Genomic DNA, 24,875 nt, shown 5'->3' with positions numbered 1-24,875 from the left:
GATTCACCAACCAAACCATAGCTTTCATGTTTTCTGAACTATAATCCAAAAAACAAGGCTATTTCTCGGCTTCGGCAAAATTGTAGCCTAAAATTGTTTCTAAGGTATTGGAATAACGTTTCCTAATTAATTTTGCGGTATGCATTCAACTCCATTAAACCTTCGCACACATACCTGCGGAGATTTACGGCTTTCAGATATTGGAAAAAAAGTACGCCTGTGCGGCTGGGTACAAACTACAAGGGATTTTGGAAAGTTTATTTTTATTGACATTCGAGATAGATTTGGTATAACACAAGTTGCTGTTAACCAGAAAGAACAAAGCGAATTGTATGAATTTGCTAAAAAGTTAGGCCGAGAATATGTTATTCAAGTAGTAGGCACGGTGGCTGAACGGAGTAACAAAAATCCACAAATAGAAACCGGAGATATTGAGATTATTCCGGAAGTAATTAACTTACTGAATGTTGCTGAAGTTCCGCCATTTAAGATTGAAAATATCACTGACGGAGGCGAGGAGCTTCGTATGCAGTATCGTTATTTAGATTTACGGAGGCCGGTGATGGCGCAGAACCTCGTTTTGCGTGCCCAAATGATACAGGCTATGCGCCGGTATTTGGATGCACAAGGCTTTTTGGAAATAGAAACCCCAAACCTGATTAAATCCACCCCCGAAGGAGCACGGGATTTTTTGGTGCCTTCCCGCCTGCACCCGGGTACATTTTATGCCCTGCCACAGTCCCCACAAATATTAAAACAACTGCTTATGGTATCCGGAATGGATAGATATTATCAGATAGTTAAATGTTTTCGGGATGAAGACTTTCGCGGGGATAGGCAGCCAGAGTTTACCCAATTAGACTGCGAAATGTCTTTCGTTACCCAAGATGACATTCTACAAACTTTTGGGGGTCTTACCCAAGCCGTTTTCAAAGAAATATTAGCTGTAAATCTACCTGAAATCCAGCAACTTACATATAACGATGCGATTCGTTTTTATGGTTCGGATAAGCCGGATTTACGCTTCGATGTGAAAATTCATACTTTTTCTCGGTCAGAAATAACCGGAATCTTTCCGGCTTTTGATGAAGCATTTAACAAAGGGGAAACCGTTGCCGGAATCTGCATCCCAAATGCAGCTTCATTATCTCGTAAAGAGTTAGATGAATTAGTTAATTTCGTTAAGACACCCAACAGAAACGGAAAAGGACTTTTTTACCTAAAATATAATGCTGACAATACCTTAAAATCCTCTGCCGATAAGTTCTTTTCGCAGGAAGATTTATTGTTGATTGCCCATTCTATCCAAGCAAAGCCGGAAGATTTGGTGTTGATTGTAGCGGATATTTCCTCAAAAACATACAAGATTTTAGGAGATTTGAGGCTTGAGCTGGCTAATAAACTATCTCTCAGAAAGCCTGATGTTTGGTCTGTTTTGTGGGTGGTAGATTTTCCGATGTTTGAACTTGACCCGGAAACCAACCAGTTAATTTTTGTGCACCATCCATTTGTTGCGCCCAATCCGGATGATTTACATTTATTAGAAACAAACCCCGAAACAGTTCGGGCGCAATGTTATGACTTGGTAATCAATGGTAATGAGATTTTGAGTGGTAGTATTCGGATACACCAACGGGAATTACAGAACCGTATTTTCAATATTTTAGGACTCAGTGAGTTTGAGATTCAGCAGAAGTTTGGGTTTCTGTTGCGGGCTTTTGAATACGGAGCACCTCCACATGGCGGCTGTGCTTTTGGGATAGACCGCTGGTGTATGCTTTTCGCACAAGGAAACTCTATTCGAGATGTTATCGCTTTTCCCAAAACAAGTGGTGGCCGAGATATTATGCTTGATGCTCCGGCAACCGTACCCGAAACAGCTCTTTCTGAACTACATATTTCTACACAATAATCAGAACAAAAAAATAACTCACTGATTATTAAATTGTTATTTTTATTTCAAAAATTTATTATTACATATAATAAAAAAGTACCTACCTTTGTACTCTGAAATCGCGGAGTGGAGCAGTTGGTAGCTCGTCGGGCTCATAACCCGAAGGTCATAGGTTCGAGTCCTGTCTCCGCTACAAATGCAGCCTACTATTCAACCAGTAGGCTGCATTTTTTTATGCCATAGCATAACAATGCAGGAATATATTACATTTGTGGAATAGCCAAAAACAAACCCTGTATGTCTTTATTACCCAGCAATTCTAAGGCGTCAGTTATTATTTCTGTTTACAACCGATTTGATTTTTTAAAACTTGTTTTAGCTGGATTTGAACGCCAGCAAGAGTCTGATTTTGAGATTATTATCGCTGATGATGGCTCTAATGCCGAATTCATAACACAATTTAATGCACTTAAAAAGAAGTCAAATCTTAGGATTAAGCACATTTGGCAGGAAGATCTGGGTTTTCGGAAAAACCGAATTCTGAATCAAGCAGTAATAGCTGCTGAATCTGAGTATTTGATTTTTATAGACGGAGACTGCATTCCGCACCCAGAATTTGTATCCGGCCATTTGCAACAAGCCCAGCAAAAATACTGCCTTAGCGGAAGAAGAGTAGATTTATCAAACCGCCTTACCAAACAACTAACTCCAGAATTTATTCAGGACGGAAACTTAGAGTCAGGAAGTTTCTTTTTACAAATGATAGTTGATTATCTACGCCTAAAACTCTTTCATCTAATGAACGGCTTTTATACCCAAAATCAACTTTTGTTGCGCTATTTTAACCGAAAAGAGCGTGGCTTGTTGGGTGCTAATTTTTCCCTGTATAAGTCTGACCTACTGGCTATCAATGGCTTTGATGAACGATATACTCAACCTACTTTTGGGGAAGATACCGATGTAGAATATAGATTGCGTTTAGCCGGCATCACCATAAAACCCATTTTGAACATTGCTGTACTGTATCATTGCTATCATAAACTTTTACCTCGACCGGATGAAAGCCGGCTATTATTTGAGCAGGTACAGAAAGAAAAACTATTCTTTACCTTGCATGGTATTAATAAGCCGCCAAACTAACTCTTTCAACATCAATTATTTTGTGATAAATAGCTTAAAATAAGCTACTTTATTATTTTTTTGGGTAATAGCTCAATAATTTTATGAGTCAATTTAGAAAGCGGGAGTTCGGATACCTTTTGCTTATCTGCCCAAATTCCGTTTGGAGTTTGTTCTATATTATCTAAAATTGTGGTAGCTTGGTAAGTTATGTGGGTCAAAATATGTTTTATTGGCTTTATGATTCCTCTTTTAGCTACAATATAATTCCATTCTGTTTCAGTTACTTCATAATTAGGTAGTTCCCATAGTCCTCCCCAAAGTCCTGATTCCGGGCGTTTTTGTATTTGAATTTTGTCTTGAAGTGCATTGAAAATAAGCTGAAAAACGATATATCGTACAGAACGAACTTTTGGGGGTAGAAATACGGGAAAATGAGTCGCTATATTTTGCAAATATGCTTTACAATACGCAGAGAATGGGCATTTTGAGCATTTTGGTTTTTGGGGAGTGCAAATTAATGATCCTAAATCCATCATAGCTGCGTTAAAGTCTGCTGAGGGAGCATTTTTAACCCAACTATCTGCCAAGTTCTGATAATGTGTTTTTGCTTGTGGGGAATTAACCGGCGTAGTATCAGCATAATAACGGCTGAGAATGCGAAAGACATTACCGTCTAAGACGGCAACTTCTTGGCTAAAAGCAAAACTGGCAATAGCTCTTGCGGTATAGGGACCTATCCCGGGTAGCTTGAGTAAAATTTCTAAATCCTGCGGAAACCTACCTTGATATTCGGAAACTAAAATCTTGGCACATTTGTGCATATTACGTGCACGGGCGTAATAGCCCAAACCCTCCCAAGCCTTTAATACTGACTCTAAGGAAGATTCTGATAACGAAAATACATCGGGAAAAATAGCTATAAATCGCTCATAATAAGCGTATCCTTGTTGAATCCGAGTTTGTTGTAAGATGATTTCGGAAACCCAAATTTGATAATGGTCTTGGATGTTTCGCCAAGGAAGAGTACGGCCAAAGTCGTTGAACCACGCAAGTAACAAAGTTATGTGTGGTTGCGGATTCATGTTAGATGGTTATTGCACCTTCTTTTAGTCTTTCGGTATTTTCGGCAATTCGTAAGGTTTCAATAACTTCATTTAGATTACCATCTAAAATCATTGGTAGATTGTATAGGGTGAGGCCGATTCTATGGTCTGTTAGGCGGCTTTGGGGGAAGTTGTAGGTTCTAATTTTGGCGCTTCTATCACCTGTAGAAACGAGGGATTTGCGTTTTGCAGCTGTTTCTTGGGATCTTTTGGTTAGCTCTATGTCGTAGAGTTTGGCGCGTAAGGTTTTCATGGCTTTATCCATATTTTTAATTTGAGAGCGTTCGTCTTGGCAACTGACGACTACTCCGGTTGGAATATGGGTGAGGCGGACTGCGGAATAAGTTGTGTTTACAGACTGGCCGCCGTTTCCGGAAGAGCAAAAAGTGTCTTTTCGTAGGTCAGAGTCTTTAATTTCTATTTCAAATTCTTCGGGTTCTGGGAGGGCTGCTACTGAGGCTGCGGAGGTGTGTATTCTTCCTTGTTGTTCTGTTTGGGGTACACGCTGCACCCGATGAACGCCGGATTCAAATTTTAGGTGCCCGTAACAATCTTCGCCGGATACCGCCACGATAATTTCTTTAAATCCGCCCATTGTACCTTCTTGGAAATCAGATACTTCAAATTTCCATCCTTTGACTTCGGCATAACGTTGGTACATTCTGAAGAGGTCTCCGGCAAAAAGTGCGGCTTCGTCGCCACCGGTACCTGCACGAATTTCTAAAATTGTGTTTTTGCTATCGTCAGGGTCCTGCGGGATAAGCAAATTCTTAATATCATTTTCGATAGCATCAAAGCGGGGTTCTAATAGAGCAAGCTCTTCTTTGGCTAATTCCCGTAAGTCTTCATCGGCTGTTTCTTGTAAGATAGCGCGTGCGCTGTCTATATTTGCTACTATTTTGCGGTATTTTTTGGCTGCATCAACGATACGTCCAAGTTCTTTAAGCTCTTTTCCTAAGGTACGCATTTGCTTAATATCATTCATTATTAATGGATTAGCTAATGCTTCATTTACCTCATCAAAACGAGCCTCTATTTCAGCAAGTTTTTCCAGCATTGGATACTTTATACGATTATTGATGCAAAGGTAGTATTTTTTTGAACAGGTTTTACGAACTTTGTCTGCACATGGAGTTTTTGGAGAGTTGCCCGGTCTGTAAGCGCGCTCAATTTGAGCCGTTTTTAAATTGTGTAGATTATACGGTTAGCAAAGAGCAGTTTTCTTTGGTACGTTGTGTTCAGTGTTCGTTTGTTTTTACGAATCCCCGCCCCGCTATGGCTGATATTGGCCGTTATTATGAGTCTGCGGCTTATACACCTCATTCCGGTGGTGATAGCTCGGTTATAGCGAAACTATATCGAGAGGTTCGTAAGATTGCCTTAAAAAATAAATTGCAGCTAATAACAAGGTTATGCCCAAATCCGGGAGGTATTTTGGATTATGGCTGCGGCAGCGGGGAGTTTTTACAAGTCTGCACCCAAGCCGGCTGGAAAACATTGGGTGTTGATGCCAGTGAAACGGCCAGAAAAATAGCTAAACAGCAAAATATTCAGGTAATTACCCCTGAAGAGCTATCTCAGAATAAACAAAGTTATTCTTTCGATATTATTTCTCTTTGGCACGTTTTGGAGCACTTGCATGATTTGCATGGCACTTTGGTTCTTTTAAAGGAAATATTATCGTCTAATGGTTGGCTACTTATTGCTGTTCCGAATCGAGATAGCAATGATGCCCAATTTTATCGGCAATATTGGGCTGCTTACGATGTTCCACGCCATTTGTATCATTTTCGTCCGCAGGATATGGAAGCGTTACTTAACCAGCATCAGTTAGAGATTGCAGAATTTTTGCCGATGCCTTTTGATGCGTATTATGTTTCGTTGCTAAGTGAACAATACCAAAATGTTGGAATAATGCGTTTTCCGAAAGCGTTTTGGTCTGGTTTGCGGTCTAATATAGCAGCCCGCAACAATGCAAAGTTCTCTGCCAGCGTGCTGTATTTAATTCGGCATAAGTTGTAATTATCATCAGGGAATTTTTCCGAATACCTGCTGAATGCTTTCGGAAAAATTACCGGAAAGTATCCACTGCCAATGAATTAGCCAAAACTTAGCTAACTTTTGTAGCTGTTCCGGAGTAATCAATTGCAATTTTTCTTCTAATTGATTTACCTCCATCCACTGGTTATAGACTACTCCTTGTGTTAGCCAATAGATTTGGCCGCTTCCGGTTTCAAAAGCCTCTATTGTTTTTCGATAAAGCAATTTTTTCTTAGCGGTAACGAGTTCTTCGGGTAGCATCCTTGAGCGAACGTGCTGTATTTGCTGCTGAATTAACAAAGCAAGTCCGTAGGGATTATATGTTTCGGCTTCTAAAACAATTATACCTTGCAGGCCGGGTAAATAACCGATAGAAATTTCGGTAGCTTGGCCGTTCAAATTAGCGGTTATTTTATCTTGCAGCAGCGCAACAAGGAGTTCAACGGCCAGAACATCTGCAGAACTACCCGAAGGGGCTGAAAGTAACCCTCGAATAGTACAGGTTGAGGAAACTGATTGCTTGCCGGATGTCTGTGATTTAGAGAAAGTCTTGTTTAATATTGGGCGGTTCACAAATTTACCTAACGGTAAATCTTGAAATGATTTTGCCAAATATGTCAGGGTAGAGTCGGTTAAGTTTCCCGATGTTAAAATACGAAGCCGAGAGCTCGTCATAAGTGTCTGATAATAAGAAACCACCATTTCTCTCGAAATAATAGATAATGATTTGAGTGAGCCTAATGGGTTTCGCTCATAAGGATAGCCTTTTAGGTATCGCTCAAAAGATGCTCTTTTCAGTTGCTCTGCCGGTAGCTTTTCGGCTTCAGATAGTGCTTTGTGATACCGAACTTGGGTTAGCTTAAAAGATTCTTCTTCAAAACCGGGATAGCAGACTAACTTGATGAATACCGGCCAAGCATTTTCTAACAAAACCTGCGGACATGAAAAATCAATTACCGAGAAATCTAAACCTGCCATTGTAGCAATCTGAACGTGATTTTCCTCAAAAATAGTTCTGATACTATCTTGGGTGTAGTATTTTGAACCGCCTACCAACATCGCATCTAAGGCCAATGATTCAATGCCTTCATATTTTTTTAGATAGTTATTTACGCCACCCAAAATAACAATCCGTACAGAAACAAAATCACTGCTGGTTGAGTAATGGTATAGGTTAGTTCCGCCGGAAGAAATTATCCGAACATTTGCCGGAATATTATCCGCAAATGATATTGTCTTCAGACTAAATGCCAATAATAACCAGATTAAAAAGAAGTTGTGGTTCAAGGTGCACAATATAAAGGTTGGCAAAAAGAAGCAATTTTACAATTTTGGGTTGAAACAAAAGCTACCTACCTCTCATTGCCAAAGCACAAAAATATCCAAAAATGGGCTAAAAAATTGAAATTCATTTTTTTGAAGCAGAAACTTGGCTGTAATAGTCTGATTATGGCTCAATATCAACTATTTTTATCTTGAATTACTCATCTTACGCAGTAGTTCATTAAATTTTGGGCTGTGAAATTAGTCTAATATGGATAACTTATCGAGATTTACATGGATTACCGAAATTGTTAAGTAACTAATTATTTGTTAGTAAGCCCCCAAATATTCCAAGCAATCTTAGCTTGTAGTTTTAGCATATTAATTCCGTTTAAAGTTGCTGCTTTTTTATCTGCTGCGCTTTGCATGAGGGCTGTTGTATGAGGGTTGTAAATTAAGTCATAAACTTTATGGTTAGCAGAAATTTGATTCAGTAAAATTGGGGGTGTTTCAGATACATTGGGATGCATTCCGCAGGGAGTTGTGTTTACAATAAGCTCAAATTCACCAAGCCCAATTTGATTTAACTGACTATAAGAAAGATGCTTAGAAATATGCGGTTTTCTCTCTACAACCGAAAAAGGAACTCCTAAACTCCTCAAAGCATAAGCAACAGCTTTAGACGCACCTCCACCTCCTAATATTATTGCGGACTTTGGTAACTCCGGTAACCACTCTAATAGGGTTATCTTAAAAGCATTGGAATCTGTATTGTATCCGACTTTTCTTCCACTTTTTTCCACCAAAATAGTATTAACAGCTTTTATTTCGGAAGCCTCCATACTTAATTCATCCAACAAATTGATTACTTGTTCTTTATAGGGAATTGTAACATTAAAACCGGAATATTTATGGTTTTTTTTTAGCCGGCTTTCTACCTGAGAAATTGTTTCGCAGGGTAATAAATCATACTGATGTGCCTCACCAAATTGTTGCTGAAATATTTTTTGTGAAAAGCTGTGGGAAAGCGGAAAGCCAATAAGCCCAAAATAACTCACGGGTTCTTTTGGAAAGAATTTAAATAAGTGCTGATACCCCACTGGTGTACACCGCCAACAGCATGAAAGTTACTGTAAGCATAGTCTAAGTAAAATTTTGACACCCGAAGACCTACGCCAAAAGACATTCCGGTTAGAAATAGCCCTTGAGTTTGGCGTTTAAGTTCTTGTCTGCGCTGATGATTGTAGCCAAAACGGATATGGAAGTTTTTAGAAAGCACGAGTTCTGTTCCAAATACCAAATGGCGAAAGATATTATCTACGGCACTAATTTTTTGTGGAATTTCTTGGCCGGCAAGGTCATATTGAGTTGGTTGATAGGGATTTTTGTAAATTAAGGTAGGGCGCACCAAGTTTACAAGCGTTAGGGATAAGCGCAAAGGTGTATGTGCCAGCTTATGTGTAACGCCAATTTGCAAGTCCAAAGGCAATGGGTCTGGTGAATCTGCCGGTGAAAAAGTCTTAAGTTGTGCACCTACATTACTGAAAGAAACACCCACAGAGAGTCTTTTTTCCGGAATATACAAAAGCCCGCCTAAGTCCATAGCTATTCCAAGCGCAGAACGCCCTGCAATAGAGCTCGTTATAAACTTAAAGTTACCGCCAAAACGCACATATTCACCAAAACTTCGGGAAAGTCCGGCAACAAAAGCAATATCATTAGCACGAAAATTCCCAATACGATTTCCAAATTCATCGGCCTCAGTAAACTTTCCATAATTTACATATTGAAGTCCGCCAAACAAATTTAGGTTTCCGGCAATACGATGTGAGTAGGCGAAAGACCCATAGGAAATATCTGCTAAATAGCTTGTTATGCCAATTTGCCCGCGACTGTGCATAGAGTCGGAATTGATAGACGGGTTAAAAAAAGCTACGGAAAGATCTCTATCATACAAGGAAACGTTAGCTCCTCCATTGGCTGCAATGCGCGCACCCGGCGAAAGCCGTAAAAAATCAAAAACAAATCTTCCGCCGATCTGGGCATCACTTACTGAATAACAGTAAGTTAAAAAAATAAATAATAATCCGAAACGCATGAAACCTGCTACAAATATAGACAATTACCGAAGAAAAACTTTTGCGAATCTATTAAAGACGTTGAATTGTAAGTCTTTATTTCGGTAAAATATAATTACAAGGGAATAAACACTTTTAGCACCCCAAAGCGGTGCTAAAAAAGAGAAAATCAACTTTCTTCCAAGTAAACATCTAACAGACCATCCGGTAAATCCATATACAATGTTTTTTCTGTACGATTTACCGATATTAGAAATGAATCTACAATTGGGATTAGGATTTCTACGTTTTGGTAAGGAACAACCAATAAATCCTGTGCGGGCATTTCTTTAACTTCCCGCACTTTACCAATAGATCCTAATTTTTTATCAACTACTTCAAAATCAATTATTTCATAGTAGTAAAATAAGTTTCCGGTTAGTTTTGGGAGTGTAGAAATTGGGAGAAATAATTCTACTCCGGTCAAAGATTCTGCAGCCTCTCGGGTATTAATCTCTTTAAATTTAATTAAGAAAGACTGACCTCCGGTATGTTTTATATCTGAAACTGAATATTTTTGAAGTCCTTGATCTTTTGTGGGCAGGTAAAAAAGTTTTGATTTTAGATATGCTTGTGGCGTATCTACGTCGAAGAGTGCAGCTACGTTTCCATGAAGGGCGTGTGCGCGCAATATTTTGCCAACATAGTAGCAGTCAGAATATTGCAGGTCTTTCATAGATTACTCGCTTGCAGGCGGAGCGGATTCTTCAACAACAGATGGCTGGTTCTTGCTTCTGATTCTTTCTTCAATAGCTTGACGGCGCTTAGATTCTTGATTTAGAGCTTCTGATTTACGTACTGCTTCTTCGGCGGCTAAGCGGTCTTTTTTAGCTTGGATTTGGGCTAATTTATCTTTTTGCCAAGTCTCAAATCGGCTTTGGATTTCTTCCGGTGAAAATCCTTTGCGCGTTAAATGCAATTTTAATAATACTCCTTTGTAAGATAGGATTGCACGAACGGTTTCGGTAGGTTGGGCACCATTTTTCAGCCACTTTAGAGCTTTATCTTGATCAAGATCAATTGTAGCGGGGTTCGTTAGGGGGTCATAATGACCAACGATCTCAATGAAACGTCCATCTCTGGGTGAGCGAGAATCTGCTGCAATGATATGATAGTAAGGTCTATCTTTACGACCAAGTCTTCTAAGTCTTAAACGTACAGGCATTTCGAGTACTCAATAATTTTTTAAGAGCGCAAAGGTACAAAATTTTACTTGTATTTTACAATAAAACTTTATAAAAAGAAAATTTAAACTCTTTTTCGGAACAATGATTGTTGTTGCTTCTTCATTGAGATATAGCTGAAAAAGGTATTAACATTAGAGCAGATATAAAATATTAAGCATAATTTCGTAACTTTGAGCGTGTTTTCTGGAAAAAACGTACTTCAGTTTTTTGCAAATAAACGGGTACATCTAACAATCGCTTGGACGTTATCAATACTTATCACATCTGGCACCCTTTATGTTTTATTGCGCTCGGAATATTTACGTAATGAACTAAAAAGCAATATCTTAATAAAAGCCCGGCTATCTCAAGTAGCTGATAAACTACAATCCTTTCAGTATCAGGTTACAGATATAAATAAATACAATTCTCCTGAAGGAGATAGTGCTATTTTTCATTATTGGGGTGAATTAAAACGGTTTTCTGAGGAGTTAGAAGAATATTTGATATTAGACAATAAATACCAAGTTGAGCACTTTAAAGGAAAATATTTACCCAAAATACAGCTACTCAATAAGCATATTTCTGAGAATACCCTCGTTGTTCAGAGAAAAGCTGCTACTGAAACGATTATCCAAGACTTAAAAGGTATCTATACCCAAATAGTCGAAACAACAGAACTCGTTACCAACATTCAGCGCCAACTATCTACTGAATTAAATCTATTATGGACTATATCTTTGGGTATATTAGCTATATTTTGCCTCTTGGTAGGGCCGTTTTTGGCTATGGTTTATACCATAATTCGTATTAGTGCGAAAAATAAAATAATTTCTAAGCAACTTGAAAAAGCCGAAACTAAACTATCTGAAACCCAACAGTTAGGAAAAATAGGAAGTTGGGACATAGACTTGACTTCCGGCGAGCATTCTTTTTCAGAACAATTCTTTGCTTTATATGAAGCATATACACCTGATGAACAGCAGCAGTTTTACAACAATATTCTCAAAAATTCACAGAATTCATTTTGGAAAAATATTCATATTGATGACCTAAACAATGTGAAAGAACTTATTGAAAAAAAACTTAAATCCTACACAGCTTTTGACGTTGAGTACCGCATAGTAACCACCACCGGAAAAGTAAGATACCTCCGAAATACAGTTAAATTTATTAAAAATCAAACAGGAGAGGCTGTAAAACTATCCGGTACAGTTCAGGATATTACGTCATACAAATCATTACTCAATAAACTCAGCACCAATAATTACCTGCTTCAAGGAATTTTAGAAAGCACCCAAGAGCAGATAATAGCCCTCGATGTTCAATTCAACTATATCACTTTTAATCAAACGCATGCAAAATTCATGAAACTATTTACCCTAAGAGATATTGAAGTGGGTGGATGTATGTTAGATTACTATTCGGATACAAAAGGGCAGCAATATGTTGAAGAAAAAGCCCGCAGCGTTTTACAAGGATCCTATATCAAAAATGAATATCAAAAAGTAAAAAATGCTACTAATAATGAATTAATTCACATCTTATATTCTGCGTATCCAATTTATAATCAACAGAATAAAGTTCGGGGGGTAGCAATTTTTGTTTCTAACATAACCCAACAAGTTAATACCGAAATAGAGAAGAAAAACCAAGAAGAAAAATATGCACGCTTGATTGAAAACATGACCGAAAGTGTAGTATATTTTGATACAGCAGTTAAGATTATTTTTGCCAACCCTTCTTTCTATGAACTCACCCAGATTAAGACGAAACCTACGCTTTTTAATGACTTTTCACAAATATTTACAAATAAAGCAGATCAGGAACTCTTTAATAGCCTAACAACTAAAACACTATCCGGCGAGCAAACTTATTTAGAAGCCGCAATTACCGGAGATCCTAACCAATTTGCATGGGTGAAAATGGCCTCTGTCCCTATTTATGACACAAATAGAGAAATAAACGGCTTTATGATTACGATTACCAACCTAACCAAACATAAAGAATTAGAAGACGCATTAAGCCAATCCGAACAAAGAATCCGCCATATCCTCGAAAATACCCAAACTATGTTGCTAATCCATGATACAGAAGGATATGTTATTGAAGCCAATAAAGCTGTTCTGGAAAACTTTCATTACTCAAAAGAAGAATTTACAGGTAAAAATATTAAAGAATTTCTTCCGGAAGAACACGCAGAGTTCTTTGACACCTACTTAGAAAAAATAATTCACCAAAAAGCAGACCAGGGCTATATGACTATCTTTAATAAAAATAGAGATAGACGTATTGCCGCCTATAAAAATATTTATGTAGAAGCTGACCCTCCGTATATCATTGCCAGCTCAATAGACGTAACAGAAGACATACGCACCAGAAAAGAAATCGAAAAACAAAAAGCATTAATTCAGCAAATTATATCAATATCCCCTAACTTGATTTTTGTCAAAAATCAACACCAAGAATACATTTTAGTAAATCAATCCTTCGCCGACTTTTTCCACAAAAAAGCAGCAGAAATAATTGGAACTACTGACAAAGAGTTAGTAAAAGAATCACACCTAATAAGATTCTATGAAGCCATGGATACAGAATGTATCAAAAACCCGTACCAAATCTTTACCTACGAACATTCCCTCCAGCATGATGACCAAGAAAAACGTTTCTTCTTCACCAAAATGTCCTTTTTAAGTAACAATGAACAAATGATACTTGGAATATCTACTGACATAACCCGCCAATATGAATATCAAAAAGAAATAGAGCAAATAAACATAGCCCTAAAAGACAATAACGCGGAACTAAACGCTACCTTAGATAAACTCCAAGAAACATACGAAAAACTAACCCAAACAATGCGGGTTAAAGATGATTTTATGGCTAATATGAGCCATGAAATCAGAACACCACTAAACGCAATTATAGGCTTTGCAGACCTCCTCCAACAAACTACGCTCTCCGAAAAACAGAACCAATACACACGAATTGTTCACCAAGCCTCTGAAAAATTATTGCAAATCATAAATGACTTATTGGATTTTAATAAGTTAGAATCCGGCAAAATAGTCTTGCATCCGGCAGAATTTCATGTCAAAGAAGCCGTTTTATTCCTACAAAACCTATTTGAATTTAAAGTTCGGGAAAAAAATCTTTCTTTTTTGGTGGACTATTCCCCAAATATTCCCCCAATATTGGTAGGAGACATAAGCCGCCTACATCAAGTCTTAATCAATTTACTGGGTAACGCCTGTAAGTTTACCCTGCAAGGTTCAGTAACTCTTTCCGTAGGCGTAGAAAAAAGAACCCAAGAGCATTGCTGGCTATCCTTTGAAATCATAGATACCGGAATTGGAATCCCCGAAGATAAACTAACTACTATATTTGAACGTTTTGAGCAAGTTAGCTCCGGAATAAATCGTAAGTTTGAAGGTACCGGGCTTGGCCTGAGCATTACCAAAAATTTTGTAGAACTTATGCACGGAACAATCACCGTAAGCAGCGTATTAGGGAAAGGTTCTACTTTTAGAATCGTTATACCGTTCCGGATTCCTGATCCAACAACTATCACAGAACCCATAACAGTAGCCCCCGAAGAAGCTATCCCGAACCAACTTTTAACAATATTAGCCGTTGAAGATAACCCCCTGAACCAAATCTTGGTAAAAAAAGTATTGGAAAACTTAGGCCACACAGTTACCATAGCATCTGATGGTGAAAAAGCTATTCATCAACTATTTGATAATAAGTATGATATAGTTTTGATGGATATTCAGATGCCGGTTTTAGATGGCTATCAAACCATTGAAAAGATTAGAAACGAATTGTTTTTGAGTATTCCGGTTATCGCCCTAACGGCTCATTCTTCAGAAGAAGAAAAAGAAAGATGTTTAGCCTCCGGCTTCAATGGTTATATAACCAAGCCATTTAAACCCAATGAATTGCAGAAATTAATTATGACTACTTGGATGCTACATATTAACTCAAAAACAACTTAGCGTGTAGCCATTTTTTTTACAGCATAATACTTTTTGCTTTTAATCAATACTTAGGATAAAAGACATTATTTTGTATATCATTCGCCCTAAGCTATATTTTTGCAGAACAATCGGCCTTGAGGTAATTTTTTGAAAAAAGTTAGTTTATTATTGTTATTTCTCTGGATGGTATTAGTTGGTTTTGCCCAGTTGCCGCCAGTTCATGCTGTTTTTCCCAAAACTTCCGGAAATTGGGCAAGGTCTGTATTAGATACATTATCCATAGAGGGGAAAATTGGCCAGCTATTTATGTGCAGCGCGTTTTCTAATGGAAAACAAAATTCTGCAGAAGTAGAATACTTAATCAAAACATACCGAATTGGCGGAATCATCTGGATGCAGGGTAACCCCAGAAGTCAAGTTAATCTGAATAACCGCTATCAGATGCTCAGTAACATACCGTTGTTAGTTGCCCAAGATGCCGAATGGGGTTTAAATATGCGTTTAGATAGTACCATACGCTTTCCCAAGAATATGGCACTCGGTGCAATTCAGGATGATTCTATAATTTACCGCTATGGTGCAGAACTTGCCCGGCAATGCAAAGCCGTAGGCGTTCATCTCAACTTTGCACCGGTCGTTGATGTTAATAACAACCCACAAAATCCGGTTATCAATGACCGGTCTTTTGGTGAAGACAAATACAATGTCGCCCGTAAGTCCGTGATGCTTATGCGCGGAATGCAAGACAACGGCGTAATAGCCTGTGCAAAACACTTTCCGGGACACGGCGACACTGAATCAGACTCGCACCACGACCTACCGATAATCCCACACGGACGCACCCGCCTGGATACCCTCGAACTATACCCCTTTGTGCAGCAATTTTGTGAAAACGTCCAGTCTGTAATGGTTGCGCACCTATACCTACCAGCCTATGAAACAACAATCAACCTTCCGGCAACGCTGTCCTACCCAATAGTTACCCGACTTTTAAAAGACTCCCTTGATTTTCCCGGTATCGTATTAACGGATGCCCTAAATATGCAAGGCGCAAATAAATACTTTAGCCAAGATACCTTAGGGATTTTAGCACTGCTCGCCGGTAACGATATTTTACTTTACCCCGAAAAAGTTTCCGTAATGTTTCAAGCCATCCTACGCGCCTATCAAAATGGAACGATAGACAAAGCTTGGCTTGATGAAAAAGTATATAAAATTCTATTGGCCAAAGAATGGCTCGGTATTCATCAAAATAGATTTGTAGAGCCTACTTTATGGGAAACAGAACTCAACAGCCCAAGTGCCTTGAAGCTAAAACAGGAACTTTACCGTGCAGCCATTACCCTACTTAAAAATGACAATCAACTGATCCCGATTCAGGTTACAAACCCTCAAGAAACAATTTGTTTACAAGTAGGTTATCAACAAAATACCCCATTTACCAACCAAGTTTACCAAAGTATAGGCGTAGAAACCCTCATTTTACCCAAAGAGGGTTTAAGCCCGATTCAGCAAGATTCTTTGTTGATGCGCTTAAATGCAGTTAATACCGTGATTATCGGGATTTTTGATATGAATCGTCAGCCAGCCAAAAACTTTGGCCTAAGTCAAGGTACATTACAACTAATTGAAAGAATTGCTTCCAAAGGGAAAAAAACAATCCTATCTGTTTTTGGAAATGCATATTCACAACGGTTAATTCCAAATTTTGAAGGAGCGTGGTTGCAATGTTATGACGAATCAGTTGAAGCACAGTCAGTTGCGGCAGAAACTATCTTATCTGAATTTATTCCCTATGGAAGAATTCCAGTTAATGGCCGCTTACCAAGTGCTATCAAAAAAGATTCACTCACAAAACGCTTTGTTTTCGGCGAACCTACAACGATGGGAATAAAAAGAAATTCTTTGAGCCAAATAGACACCTTAATGTCCAAATGCTTAGAAAAAAAGCTATTTCCCGGTGCCGTTGTAATGGCCATGAAAGGAGATACTGTATTTTATGCCAAAGGCTTTGGGTTTACGGATTACAGTGCCAAAGTGCCCGTAAATCCGGCCAACACGCTGTATGATTTAGCCTCCGTTACAAAAGTAACGGCTACTTTGTTGGCCGCCATGCGCTTATATGAACAAGGTCGCTTGCTCTTAGATGAACCCATAGCTACCTACCTTCCGGAGCTAAAAAACACAAACAAAGCAACTATTCAAGTTATCCAGCTATTACAGCATAATGCAGGTTTCCCGCCATTTATTCCATTTTGGAAGCGCACGATGAATGGAAAAAACGTTGACCCGAATTGGATAAGCAAAAAAATGGAAACCCCGTTTACTATCCCATTAAACGACAGCTTATTCCTAAACAAAAATTTCCCGGATTCCATGTGGCACTGGATTCAGCATTGTGATTTACCCAATAAAGGAAAAGTTGTCTATAGCGATTTAAGTATGATTGTGTTGGCAAAAATTATTGAACGCATACTTAAGATGCCCTTAGAATGGTATCTTACAGAAACATTTTACTCACCACTTGGGATGACCAATACGGTTTTTAACCCCGGAATGAAATGCCTGAATAAGCCAATAGCCCCAACAGAGATAGATGATATTTGGCGGCTTGGAACTGTATCTGGTTATGTACATGATGAAAACGCTGCTTTATTAGGGGGCGTTTCCGGTCATGCAGGTTTATTTTCAACAGGTTATGACATCCTTAAAGTTCTTTCGATGTTGCGAAACAACGGTCTATTTGCCAGAAAACGTTATTTAGATTCTACAACTATAGAACTTTTTACTCGCCCTTCTCTAACCTATAGCCGGCGTGGTTTAGGCTGGGATAAGCCTGATATAAATAACAAAGCTGCCTCCCCTACCTCAGAAAAAGCGTCTCCACAAACCTACGGCCACTTGGGATTCACCGGAACCTGTGTTTGGATAGACCCAACAAACCAGCTAACGTATGTATTTTTATCCAATAGAACCTACCCAGTAGATACTGATATGCGTTTCGTGCAGGAGAGTATAAGAGTAAAAGTTATGGATTTACTCTATGGCGCGATACAAAATTGACTTTGTTGAATAAAAAAACTGTATATTTGGTTCTTTAAAACTAAAACTATGCCAGTACGTATTGAACGCGATGAACCGGAAAACATCACCACAACTAACAACCTGTCTAATAATAATAGCAATTCGCAGGCAGACAGAAACCCGTTGATAAATAGTAGCACTAAGCAGTTTATTTTGATGACCATTTTTTCGATGGTTATACGGCTGATTATGCGAACTATATTTAGACAAAGGAGATTTTAGCAAGCTAATGTTACGGGATTGGGGGCGTATTCGGGAGCAATGTATCCGGACGGGCGTTGATTCTTTTCCCTTAGTAGCATTAGTTGGTTTTTTTGCCGGATCTATTATCGCTTGGCAGGCTGCCTATCAGTTTAAGGGTTTAATATCTCTATCTATCATGGGTGGGCAGGCAACGCGAGTTATTGTGATGGAGATGGGGCCTGTTTTAACTGCCTTAGTGATTTCAGGCCGTATTGGTGCTTCAATGGCTGCTGAGTTAGGAACAATGCGCCTCTCCGAACAAATAGATGCGCTACTAACATTAGCTATCTCGCCAATACGTTTTTTGGCATTACCTCGTATCGTCGCTTTAACAATAATGATGCCTTTGCTAACATTTTATGCCAATATGATAGCAATAGTGGGAGCTTGTTTTGTATCAAATTATTTTTTGGGAATTACTCCGGAAACTTTTTTCAGCTCGATTCAAGATTTTGTAGAAGTAAAGGATATTTTTGGGGGTATTTTTAAAGCGGTTATTTTTGGGGCATTAATATCTGGAGTTTCCTGCCATATAGGCCTGAAAGCAAGTGGCGGCTCAGTAGGCGTTGGAAACGCTACTATTCAAGCCTTTGTGGGATCTGCTGTTGCGGTACTTATTTCTGATTATATTCTCTGGATAATCTTATTCTGAAATCTGAATTCCGGAATGCATCTGGCAATAAAGGATTTACGGTTTCAAAAGTAGTTAAAAGCTATTCAGCTATCGAGCCAAGTAGGGTTGCTGATGTAGCACTTTCAACCAACACCTCAACATAATCTCCCTGATTAATTATTTGATTTTTAGGTGAAAATACTACCATTTTATTATTGTCGTTTCTGCCACACCATTCAGATTGGTTTTTTTTAGCTGTTTTTTCTACCAATATAGAAAACTTTTTTCCAATATCTCGCTGGTTTGATTGGAAACTTGCCTTGCTCTGAATGTCTATGATTTCATTCAGCCTTTGTTTTTTGGTTTCTTCGGGAACGTCATCAGGGTATTTTCGTTGTGCTAAGGTGCCGTCTCTCTCTGAGTATGCAAACATATAGGCGTAATCAAATTGAACTTGCTTCATAAGTGATACTGTTTCTTGGTGGTCGGATTCTGTTTCGCTACAAAATCCGGTTATAATATCCGTAGAGATGGCGCAGTTAGGGATAATTTCCCGTATTCTGGCTATTTTTTGGAGATACCATTCTCGGGAGTAATTGCGGTTCATCATATCCAAGATTCGGGTAGAGCCACTTTGAACTGGTAGATGAATGTAATTACAGATATTTGGAAATTCTGCTATTGTAAATAGCACTTCGTCTGTGATGTCTTTGGGGTGCGAAGTGGCAAAACGAACTCTGAGGCTTGAATCTAACGCGGCCACTTGACGCATAATCTGGGCAAAGCTAACTCCCTCATAATCATAAGAATCTACATTTTGGCCTAGTAGAGTTACTTCTTTGTAGCCGTTTTGTATAAGTTCAGATACTTCATCTAAAATGCTTTTGGCGGGTCGGGAGCGTTCGCGCCCGCGTGTAAACGGAACTACACAAAAACTGCACATATTATTGCAGCCCCGCATAATTGACAAAAATGCAGTTACTCCGTTGCTATTTAACCGAACCGGCGAAATATCTGCATACGTTTCTTCGCGAGAAAGCAGCACATTAACAGCTTTTTGTCCTGTTTCTATTTCTGCTAAGAGTGTTGGTAAACTCCTATAAGCATCAGGGCCAACGACCAAATCAACTAATTTTTCTTGCTCTAAAACTTTATCTTTTAGTCGTTCTGCCATACAGCCTAATAGCCCCACAACTAAGCCCGGTTTTTTCTTTTTGAGGTAGCTGAGAGATTTTAGGCGTTGCCAAACTCGATTTTCAGCATTTTCTCGAATGGAACAGGTGTTTAATAGCACTAAGTCTGCGTTTAATTCATCTTGAGTAAAGCCATAGCCTGCGCCGGTAAGTACCGATGCGATGATTTCGGTATCAGAAAAATTCATTTGGCAGCCGTAAGTCTCAACGAAAGCGAATTTACTTGAGCTATCTTTTTCCTCATTTGGTAGATAGCGTTCACCCTGTCTCTGCTCGTCAATTACTTTTTTAGACTCATTAAACATATTGGTTTTAAGGTGATTAGGTTATCTTTTTTTGTTTCGTTCTAATTTTCTGCGTTCAGCACGGCTTAACGGACGGTCATCTGTATGGGGGTTTTCATCTGCATATTCGTCATCTTGAATAACATAATTTTTTGATTTTGATTGTTCTTTGTGTTCTTCCTCGTGTTTAGCAGAAAGTTTGGAAAAGTCATCTCTCTTGGGTGCAGCCTGAGTTGTGTTAAATCGTTTTTGCTCTTCTGGCGGATTTGCAATCTGAGCTCTGAACAAGAAAGATAGCGTTTGAAAATTGATGGTACTCAGCATTTGCTGAAAGATTTCAAATGCTTGGAATTTATAAACCAAGAGAGGGTCTTTTTGCTCAAAAACAGCATTTTGAACAGATTGGCGAAGGTCGTCCATTTCTCTTAGGTGTTCCATCCAATTTCGGTCTATTACTTGAAGAATTATGGTTCTTTCCAATAAGTCAATCAGGTATTTGCCGTGTTCTTGGGCTATTTGGCGAATCGGTAGCGGTAAGCCTATAACGCTTGATCCGTCTGTGAGGGCTACTTCAACATAGTTTACCTGAGGCGGAATTTGCCCGATTACAGCCTTGATTGAAGAGGTGATAATCTCTGCTATTCTTTCGGTTCTTACTTTATACTGATTTTTAGCAAGTTCAAATAAATCTTGGATTAAGTCTTCTTGTTTTTTATGTTCAAGGTCTTTATCTGTTATGGTAGGGTCAATAGCGAGGGTTCTAAGTGCTTCTAATCGTAATGTTTCGGCATCAGAACTTTTTTGAATGATATTTTGGCAGGTGTCATAGAGCATATCTTCAAAGTCCACCCGGATTCTATCACCGAATAAGGCATTGCGTCTGCGTTTATAGATAACCTCTCTTTGGGAGTTCATCACGTCATCGTACTCAAGGAGACGTTTACGCATTCCAAAGTGATTTTCTTCTACTTTTTTCTGTGCATTTGTGATTGACCTTGATATCATGGAATGCTGGATAACTTCTCCTTCTTTATGGCCAAGTCTATCCATGATTCCGGCGATTTTTTCGGAGCCAAAAAGTCTCATGAGGTCATCTTCTAAGGATACGAAGAATTGTGATGAGCCTGGGTCTCCTTGCCGGCCTGCCCGTCCGCGTAGCTGGCGGTCAATACGTCTGGATTCGTGCCGTTCACTCCCGATGATTGCTAAGCCTCCGGCTTCTTTAACGCCCGGCCCTAATTTAATGTCTGTACCGCGTCCAGCCATATTGGTAGCAATAGTTACTGTACCGGCAGTCCCTGCCTCTGCAACAATTTCTGCTTCACGCTGATGCTGCTTGGCATTCAAGACATTATGCTTGATTTTTTGCAATGAAAGCATTTTGCTTAATAGCTCTGATACTTCCACAGAGGTTGTTCCTACCAGAACGGGTCTTCCTGCCTGTGAAAGGCTTACTATTTCTTCGATGATAGCGTTATATTTTTCTCGTTTAGTTTTATATACCAAATCATCGGCATCTTTACGGATAATTAATTTATTGGTGAGGATAACGGTTACATCTAACTTATAGATTTGGTATAATTCGGCAGCTTCTGTTTCAGCAGTACCGGTCATTCCGGCTAATTTGTGATACATTCGGAAGTAGTTTTGCAGCGTGATGGTTGCAAAGGTTTGGGTGGCAGCTTCTACTCGAACGTTTTCTTTGGCTTCAATGGCTTGGTGTAATCCGTCTGAATACCGGCGGCCGGGTAGCACACGCCCCGTTTGCTCATCTACAATCATCACTTTGCCATCTTGAACGATATATTGAATGTCTTTTTCAAATAGGCAGTAGGCTTTTAATAACTGTTGGACGGAGTGTAAACGTTCTGATTTTTCAGAATAGCTGCGGGAGAGGTCTTCTTTACGTTGTATTCTTTCTGCATCGGATATGTTAGCGGAATATTCTATTTCGTTAAGCATTGCTGCGATATCCGGCAGCACGAAGAAGTCGTGGTCTTCTCCCTGTTTGGTAATTAACTCGCGTCCTTTATCCGTAAGTTCAGATGAATTGTTTTTTTCGTCTATTACGAAATACAGTTCTTCATCTACGATATGCATATTTTTGGAGTTATCTTGCATATAGTGTGCTTCTGATTTATTCAGCACTGCTTTAACTCCTTTTTCGCTTAGGTATTTGATAAGTGGCTTGTATTTAGGGAGTCCTCGGTGTGCTCTTAGGAGCATTAGGCCTCCTTGCGTTGTGTCGTTTTTGTCAATTAGCAGTTTTGCTTTATTTAAACATTCATTGACGACACGGCGTTGTTCTTGCACTAAGCGTTCAATACGTGGTTTAAGTAGATGAAATTCATGTTTATCTCCTTGCGGAACTGGGCCGGATATGATTAAGGGAGTACGGGCTTCATCAACCAATACGGAGTCCACTTCGTCTATCATTGCATAATGAAGTTTTCGTTGTACGAGGTTTTCGGGGTGGGTAACCATATTGTCCCGAAGATAATCGAAGCCAAATTCGTTGTTGGTTCCGTAGGTTATATCAGCTAAGTAGGCATTTTGCCGTTGAGGGGTATTGGGGTCATGGATGTCAATTACATCAACACGGATTTTATGGAATTCAAAGATAGGGCCGTTCCACTCGCAGTCTCTTCGTGCTAAGTAGTCATTAACGGTTACGATATGGACTCCGAAGCCGGCGAGTGCGTTTAAGTAGGCTGGCAGTGTAGATACTAAGGTTTTTCCTTCACCAGTTGCCATTTCAGAGATTTTTCCCTGATGTAAGTTGACCCCTCCCATGAGCTGCACATCATAATGCACCATGTTCCACTCAATTTCGTTACCGGTTACTAACCAGCGGTTTTGCCAGATAGCTTTATCTCCATTGATTACTACGTTAGGCTTATTGGCTGCAATGGTTCTGTCCCAATCGGTAGCTTGAACAACCAACTGTTTATTTTCTGTTAAACGGCGACAGGTTTCTTTAACGACGGCAAATGCCTCCGGTAAAATTTCATTTAGAGCAGCTTCCAAAGTTTGATTTCTTTCTTTGGTTAGCTGGTCTATTTGGCGGTAAATTTGCTCTAAATGAGTAGTATCATCTTGGTTTTCGCTGGCTTGGGTTTCTTCTTGTAGGGAAGCCAACTTTGAGTTAGTAGCAGTTAAGTGATTGGTAATACGTTTTTGAAAGTCTTCGGTTTTGGCTCGTAACATATCGTCAGAGATAGTACGTAGCTTAGCATATTCTTGGTTAATAGCTGCTACTAATGGCTTTAGAGCTGCAACGTCTTTATCTTTCTTAGAAGGAAAAAATTTAGAAAGAAAGTTCCACATATAAATATTTCTTTTCGAAAAGGTTGCAAAGTTACAAATATTTTAGGCTATCATTCTTAATATTTCGGTACAAGACAAAAATATAGCAACCTAAAAACCGAAGAAATAGGTTCTTATCAATTTTGACAGAGAACTGATATTCTGTATATTAAAGGTTTATTTTCAATACAATACCGTTAAAAAAGAGCATTAATCCAGAAAACAAAAATAGGCAATTATACGATAATGATATTTTAATTAGACCAAAATGTATCTATATTCATATATTTGAATGTGCATATAGACATTACCATTTGAGGGCTTAGGTTCTTTATTGCTTGGTCAAAGAATGTGCTGATTTGTTCTAAATTTTCGAAATGTTTATTGGTAAACTTTCTTTTGATATGTTGCCATATCTTTTCAGCAGGGTTTAACTCTGGGCTGTAAGGAGGTAGAAATAATAGGAAGATATTTTTTGGAATGATTAGTTTTTTTGCCTTGTGGAATGCACCATTATCCAAAACCATTATTTTGTATTCTTCAGGTTCTTGCAATGAAAATTCATCAATGAAAATTTGAAAAGTTTCTCCATTGCAACTAGGCATCTCCAGTTGGAATTGCGTACCACTTACAGGAGAAAATGCTCCAAAAAGATAAGTGTATTGAAAAACTTGTTGGAAAGTACACACCGGTTGAATGCCCTTGGCCGTAAGACCTCTACCATACTTGGTATGTAATCCAAAACGGCTTTCGTCTTGAAAATAGAGATTAACAGATTGAAAATCTATTGAAAATGAAAGGATTATATTGGTTACTCTATTGATAAAGTTTTTTTAAAATCCTCAACAGCTAGTTCATTTTTTTTGACATGGCTTTTGCGAGCTACTTTTACCTTTGTCCCAAAATGCTTTGTGGCATATTTAAGCACTGTGTTGTATTTAATATCCTTGTTAAACTCATTGGCTATCCATTCCTTGAGTTCAATATACCCTGCCAGTCCATTTTTAGGGTCATGCAGTTTCTCTTCCATTTTTTTATGCTCTTCCTTGGTGAACACTGATGGCTTTCCTGCTTTCCCTTTCCTACCATTATGTAGCAAGGTGTCCATACCTCCTTTTTTGTAGGCAGTGCGCCAATTGTGGATGCTTTGACTGCTGGCACCAATGGTATCCATCAACTCACGTTTAGAAATACCTTTACTGCCCGCCTCTTTCATCGCTACCAACATTTTGATGCGAGGTTGCATCATTAAAGACGATGATTTTAATGATTTTCTCAACTCAGTCAAACTTTCTGATACAGGAATATATAATGCAAATGACATAATGATTTATATTAAAAACCAAAAATAAAATAAAAAATCCAATATGCAAAATATTGGTCTTGTTTATTTTTCACTATCGTATTAATTAATTCAAAATCAAATAGTTAAATATTTTTATTCTTTTTGTCGTGCAACAGGCTCAA

18 protein-coding genes and 1 tRNA gene are annotated in these 24,875 nt (G+C 38.7%); 8 read left to right on the top strand and 11 right to left on the bottom strand.

Annotation, left to right across the window (positions count from 1 at the left end; all coding sequences use genetic code 11):
* The first annotated feature begins 139 nt into the window (after positions 1–139).
* The 3 genes from aspS to LC115_04205 all read left to right on the top strand — a co-directional run bounded on the left by aspS (position 140) and on the right by LC115_04205 (position 3,034).
* Entirely contained in the window at positions 140–1,912 is a 1,773-nt protein-coding gene (gene aspS, locus LC115_04215) for an aspartate--tRNA ligase (protein MCZ2355885.1), read from the top strand.
* A 102-nt stretch (positions 1,913–2,014) separates the two neighbouring features.
* A tRNA-Met gene (locus LC115_04210) sits at positions 2,015–2,087 on the top strand.
* A 104-nt stretch (positions 2,088–2,191) separates the two neighbouring features.
* A complete protein-coding gene (locus tag LC115_04205; GenBank protein ID MCZ2355884.1) occupies positions 2,192–3,034 on the top strand; it encodes a glycosyltransferase in 843 nt (280 codons plus the stop codon).
* 44 nt (positions 3,035–3,078) lie between these two features.
* On the opposite strand, the gene mutY is transcribed toward LC115_04205, so the two are convergent.
* On the bottom strand, positions 3,079–4,098 hold the full coding sequence (gene mutY, locus LC115_04200) for an A/G-specific adenine glycosylase (protein ID MCZ2355883.1): 1,020 nt from the start codon (positions 4,096–4,098) through the stop codon (positions 3,079–3,081).
* Position 4,099: 1 nt separating this feature from the next.
* Positions 4,100–5,176, bottom strand: coding sequence for a peptide chain release factor 1 (prfA, locus tag LC115_04195; protein MCZ2355882.1), 1,077 nt, complete (start codon positions 5,174–5,176; stop codon positions 4,100–4,102).
* Between the two features lie 71 nt (positions 5,177–5,247).
* Between prfA and LC115_04190 the strand changes: the two genes are divergently transcribed.
* Positions 5,248–6,141 (top strand): class I SAM-dependent methyltransferase, encoded by an 894-nt coding sequence (locus LC115_04190; protein ID MCZ2355881.1) that lies wholly within the window; start codon positions 5,248–5,250, stop codon positions 6,139–6,141.
* Positions 6,142–6,147: 6 nt separating this feature from the next.
* On the opposite strand, the gene LC115_04185 is transcribed toward LC115_04190, so the two are convergent.
* The 5 genes from LC115_04185 to rpsP all read right to left on the bottom strand — a co-directional run bounded on the left by LC115_04185 (position 6,148) and on the right by rpsP (position 10,704).
* Positions 6,148–7,446: a hypothetical protein gene (locus LC115_04185; protein MCZ2355880.1), complete on the bottom strand. Its 1,299-nt coding sequence runs from the start codon at positions 7,444–7,446 to the stop codon at positions 6,148–6,150.
* 299 nt (positions 7,447–7,745) lie between these two features.
* The gene (gene aroE, locus LC115_04180) at positions 7,746–8,480 is read right to left on the bottom strand and encodes a shikimate dehydrogenase (protein MCZ2355879.1); all 735 of its coding nucleotides are present in this window, start codon (positions 8,478–8,480) and stop codon (positions 7,746–7,748) included.
* Positions 8,477–9,520 carry a type IX secretion system protein PorQ gene (gene porQ, locus LC115_04175; GenBank protein ID MCZ2355878.1) on the bottom strand — a complete coding sequence of 348 codons (1,044 nt, stop codon included), beginning with the start codon at positions 9,518–9,520 and terminating at the stop codon, positions 8,477–8,479. The genes aroE and porQ overlap by 4 nt, the downstream gene beginning before the upstream one ends.
* A 149-nt stretch (positions 9,521–9,669) precedes the next feature.
* Positions 9,670–10,215, bottom strand: coding sequence for a ribosome maturation factor RimM (gene rimM / locus LC115_04170; GenBank protein MCZ2355877.1), 546 nt, complete (start codon positions 10,213–10,215; stop codon positions 9,670–9,672).
* Positions 10,216–10,218: 3 nt separating this feature from the next.
* The gene (gene rpsP / locus LC115_04165; protein ID MCZ2355876.1) at positions 10,219–10,704 is read right to left on the bottom strand and encodes a 30S ribosomal protein S16; all 486 of its coding nucleotides are present in this window, start codon (positions 10,702–10,704) and stop codon (positions 10,219–10,221) included.
* A 198-nt stretch (positions 10,705–10,902) separates the two neighbouring features.
* Here rpsP and LC115_04160 point away from each other — a divergent pair, with 198 nt between their 5' ends.
* The 4 genes from LC115_04160 to LC115_04145 all read left to right on the top strand — a co-directional run bounded on the left by LC115_04160 (position 10,903) and on the right by LC115_04145 (position 18,664).
* The gene (locus LC115_04160) at positions 10,903–14,703 is read left to right on the top strand and encodes a PAS domain S-box protein (protein ID MCZ2355875.1); all 3,801 of its coding nucleotides are present in this window, start codon (positions 10,903–10,905) and stop codon (positions 14,701–14,703) included.
* 129 nt (positions 14,704–14,832) lie between these two features.
* Complete coding sequence (locus LC115_04155) at positions 14,833–17,748, top strand: serine hydrolase (GenBank protein MCZ2355874.1); 2,916 nt, start codon at positions 14,833–14,835, stop codon at positions 17,746–17,748.
* A gap of 48 nt (positions 17,749–17,796) precedes the next feature.
* Positions 17,797–17,991 carry a hypothetical protein gene (locus LC115_04150; GenBank protein ID MCZ2355873.1) on the top strand — a complete coding sequence of 65 codons (195 nt, stop codon included), beginning with the start codon at positions 17,797–17,799 and terminating at the stop codon, positions 17,989–17,991.
* 7 nt (positions 17,992–17,998) lie between these two features.
* Positions 17,999–18,664: an ABC transporter permease gene (locus tag LC115_04145; GenBank protein ID MCZ2355872.1), complete on the top strand. Its 666-nt coding sequence runs from the start codon at positions 17,999–18,001 to the stop codon at positions 18,662–18,664.
* Between the two features lie 61 nt (positions 18,665–18,725).
* Here the strand turns inward: LC115_04145 and miaB are convergent, their stop codons facing one another.
* The 4 genes from miaB to LC115_04125 form a co-directional block, all read right to left on the bottom strand.
* Complete coding sequence (gene miaB / locus LC115_04140; GenBank protein ID MCZ2355871.1) at positions 18,726–20,123, bottom strand: tRNA (N6-isopentenyl adenosine(37)-C2)-methylthiotransferase MiaB; 1,398 nt, start codon at positions 20,121–20,123, stop codon at positions 18,726–18,728.
* A gap of 21 nt (positions 20,124–20,144) precedes the next feature.
* Complete coding sequence (gene secA / locus LC115_04135) at positions 20,145–23,429, bottom strand: preprotein translocase subunit SecA (GenBank protein MCZ2355870.1); 3,285 nt, start codon at positions 23,427–23,429, stop codon at positions 20,145–20,147.
* A gap of 233 nt (positions 23,430–23,662) precedes the next feature.
* A complete protein-coding gene (locus tag LC115_04130) occupies positions 23,663–24,196 on the bottom strand; it encodes an IS630 family transposase (protein ID MCZ2355869.1) in 534 nt (177 codons plus the stop codon).
* A 23-nt stretch (positions 24,197–24,219) separates the two neighbouring features.
* Positions 24,220–24,732, bottom strand: coding sequence for a hypothetical protein (locus tag LC115_04125; GenBank protein MCZ2355868.1), 513 nt, complete (start codon positions 24,730–24,732; stop codon positions 24,220–24,222).
* Positions 24,733–24,875: the final 143 nt, after the last annotated feature.

The sequence above is a fragment of the Bacteroidia bacterium genome (genome assembly GCA_026932145.1).
Taxonomy (GTDB): domain Bacteria; phylum Bacteroidota; class Bacteroidia; order J057; family JAIXKT01; genus JAIXKT01.
This window is presented reverse-complemented; position numbering and strand designations above follow the sequence as displayed.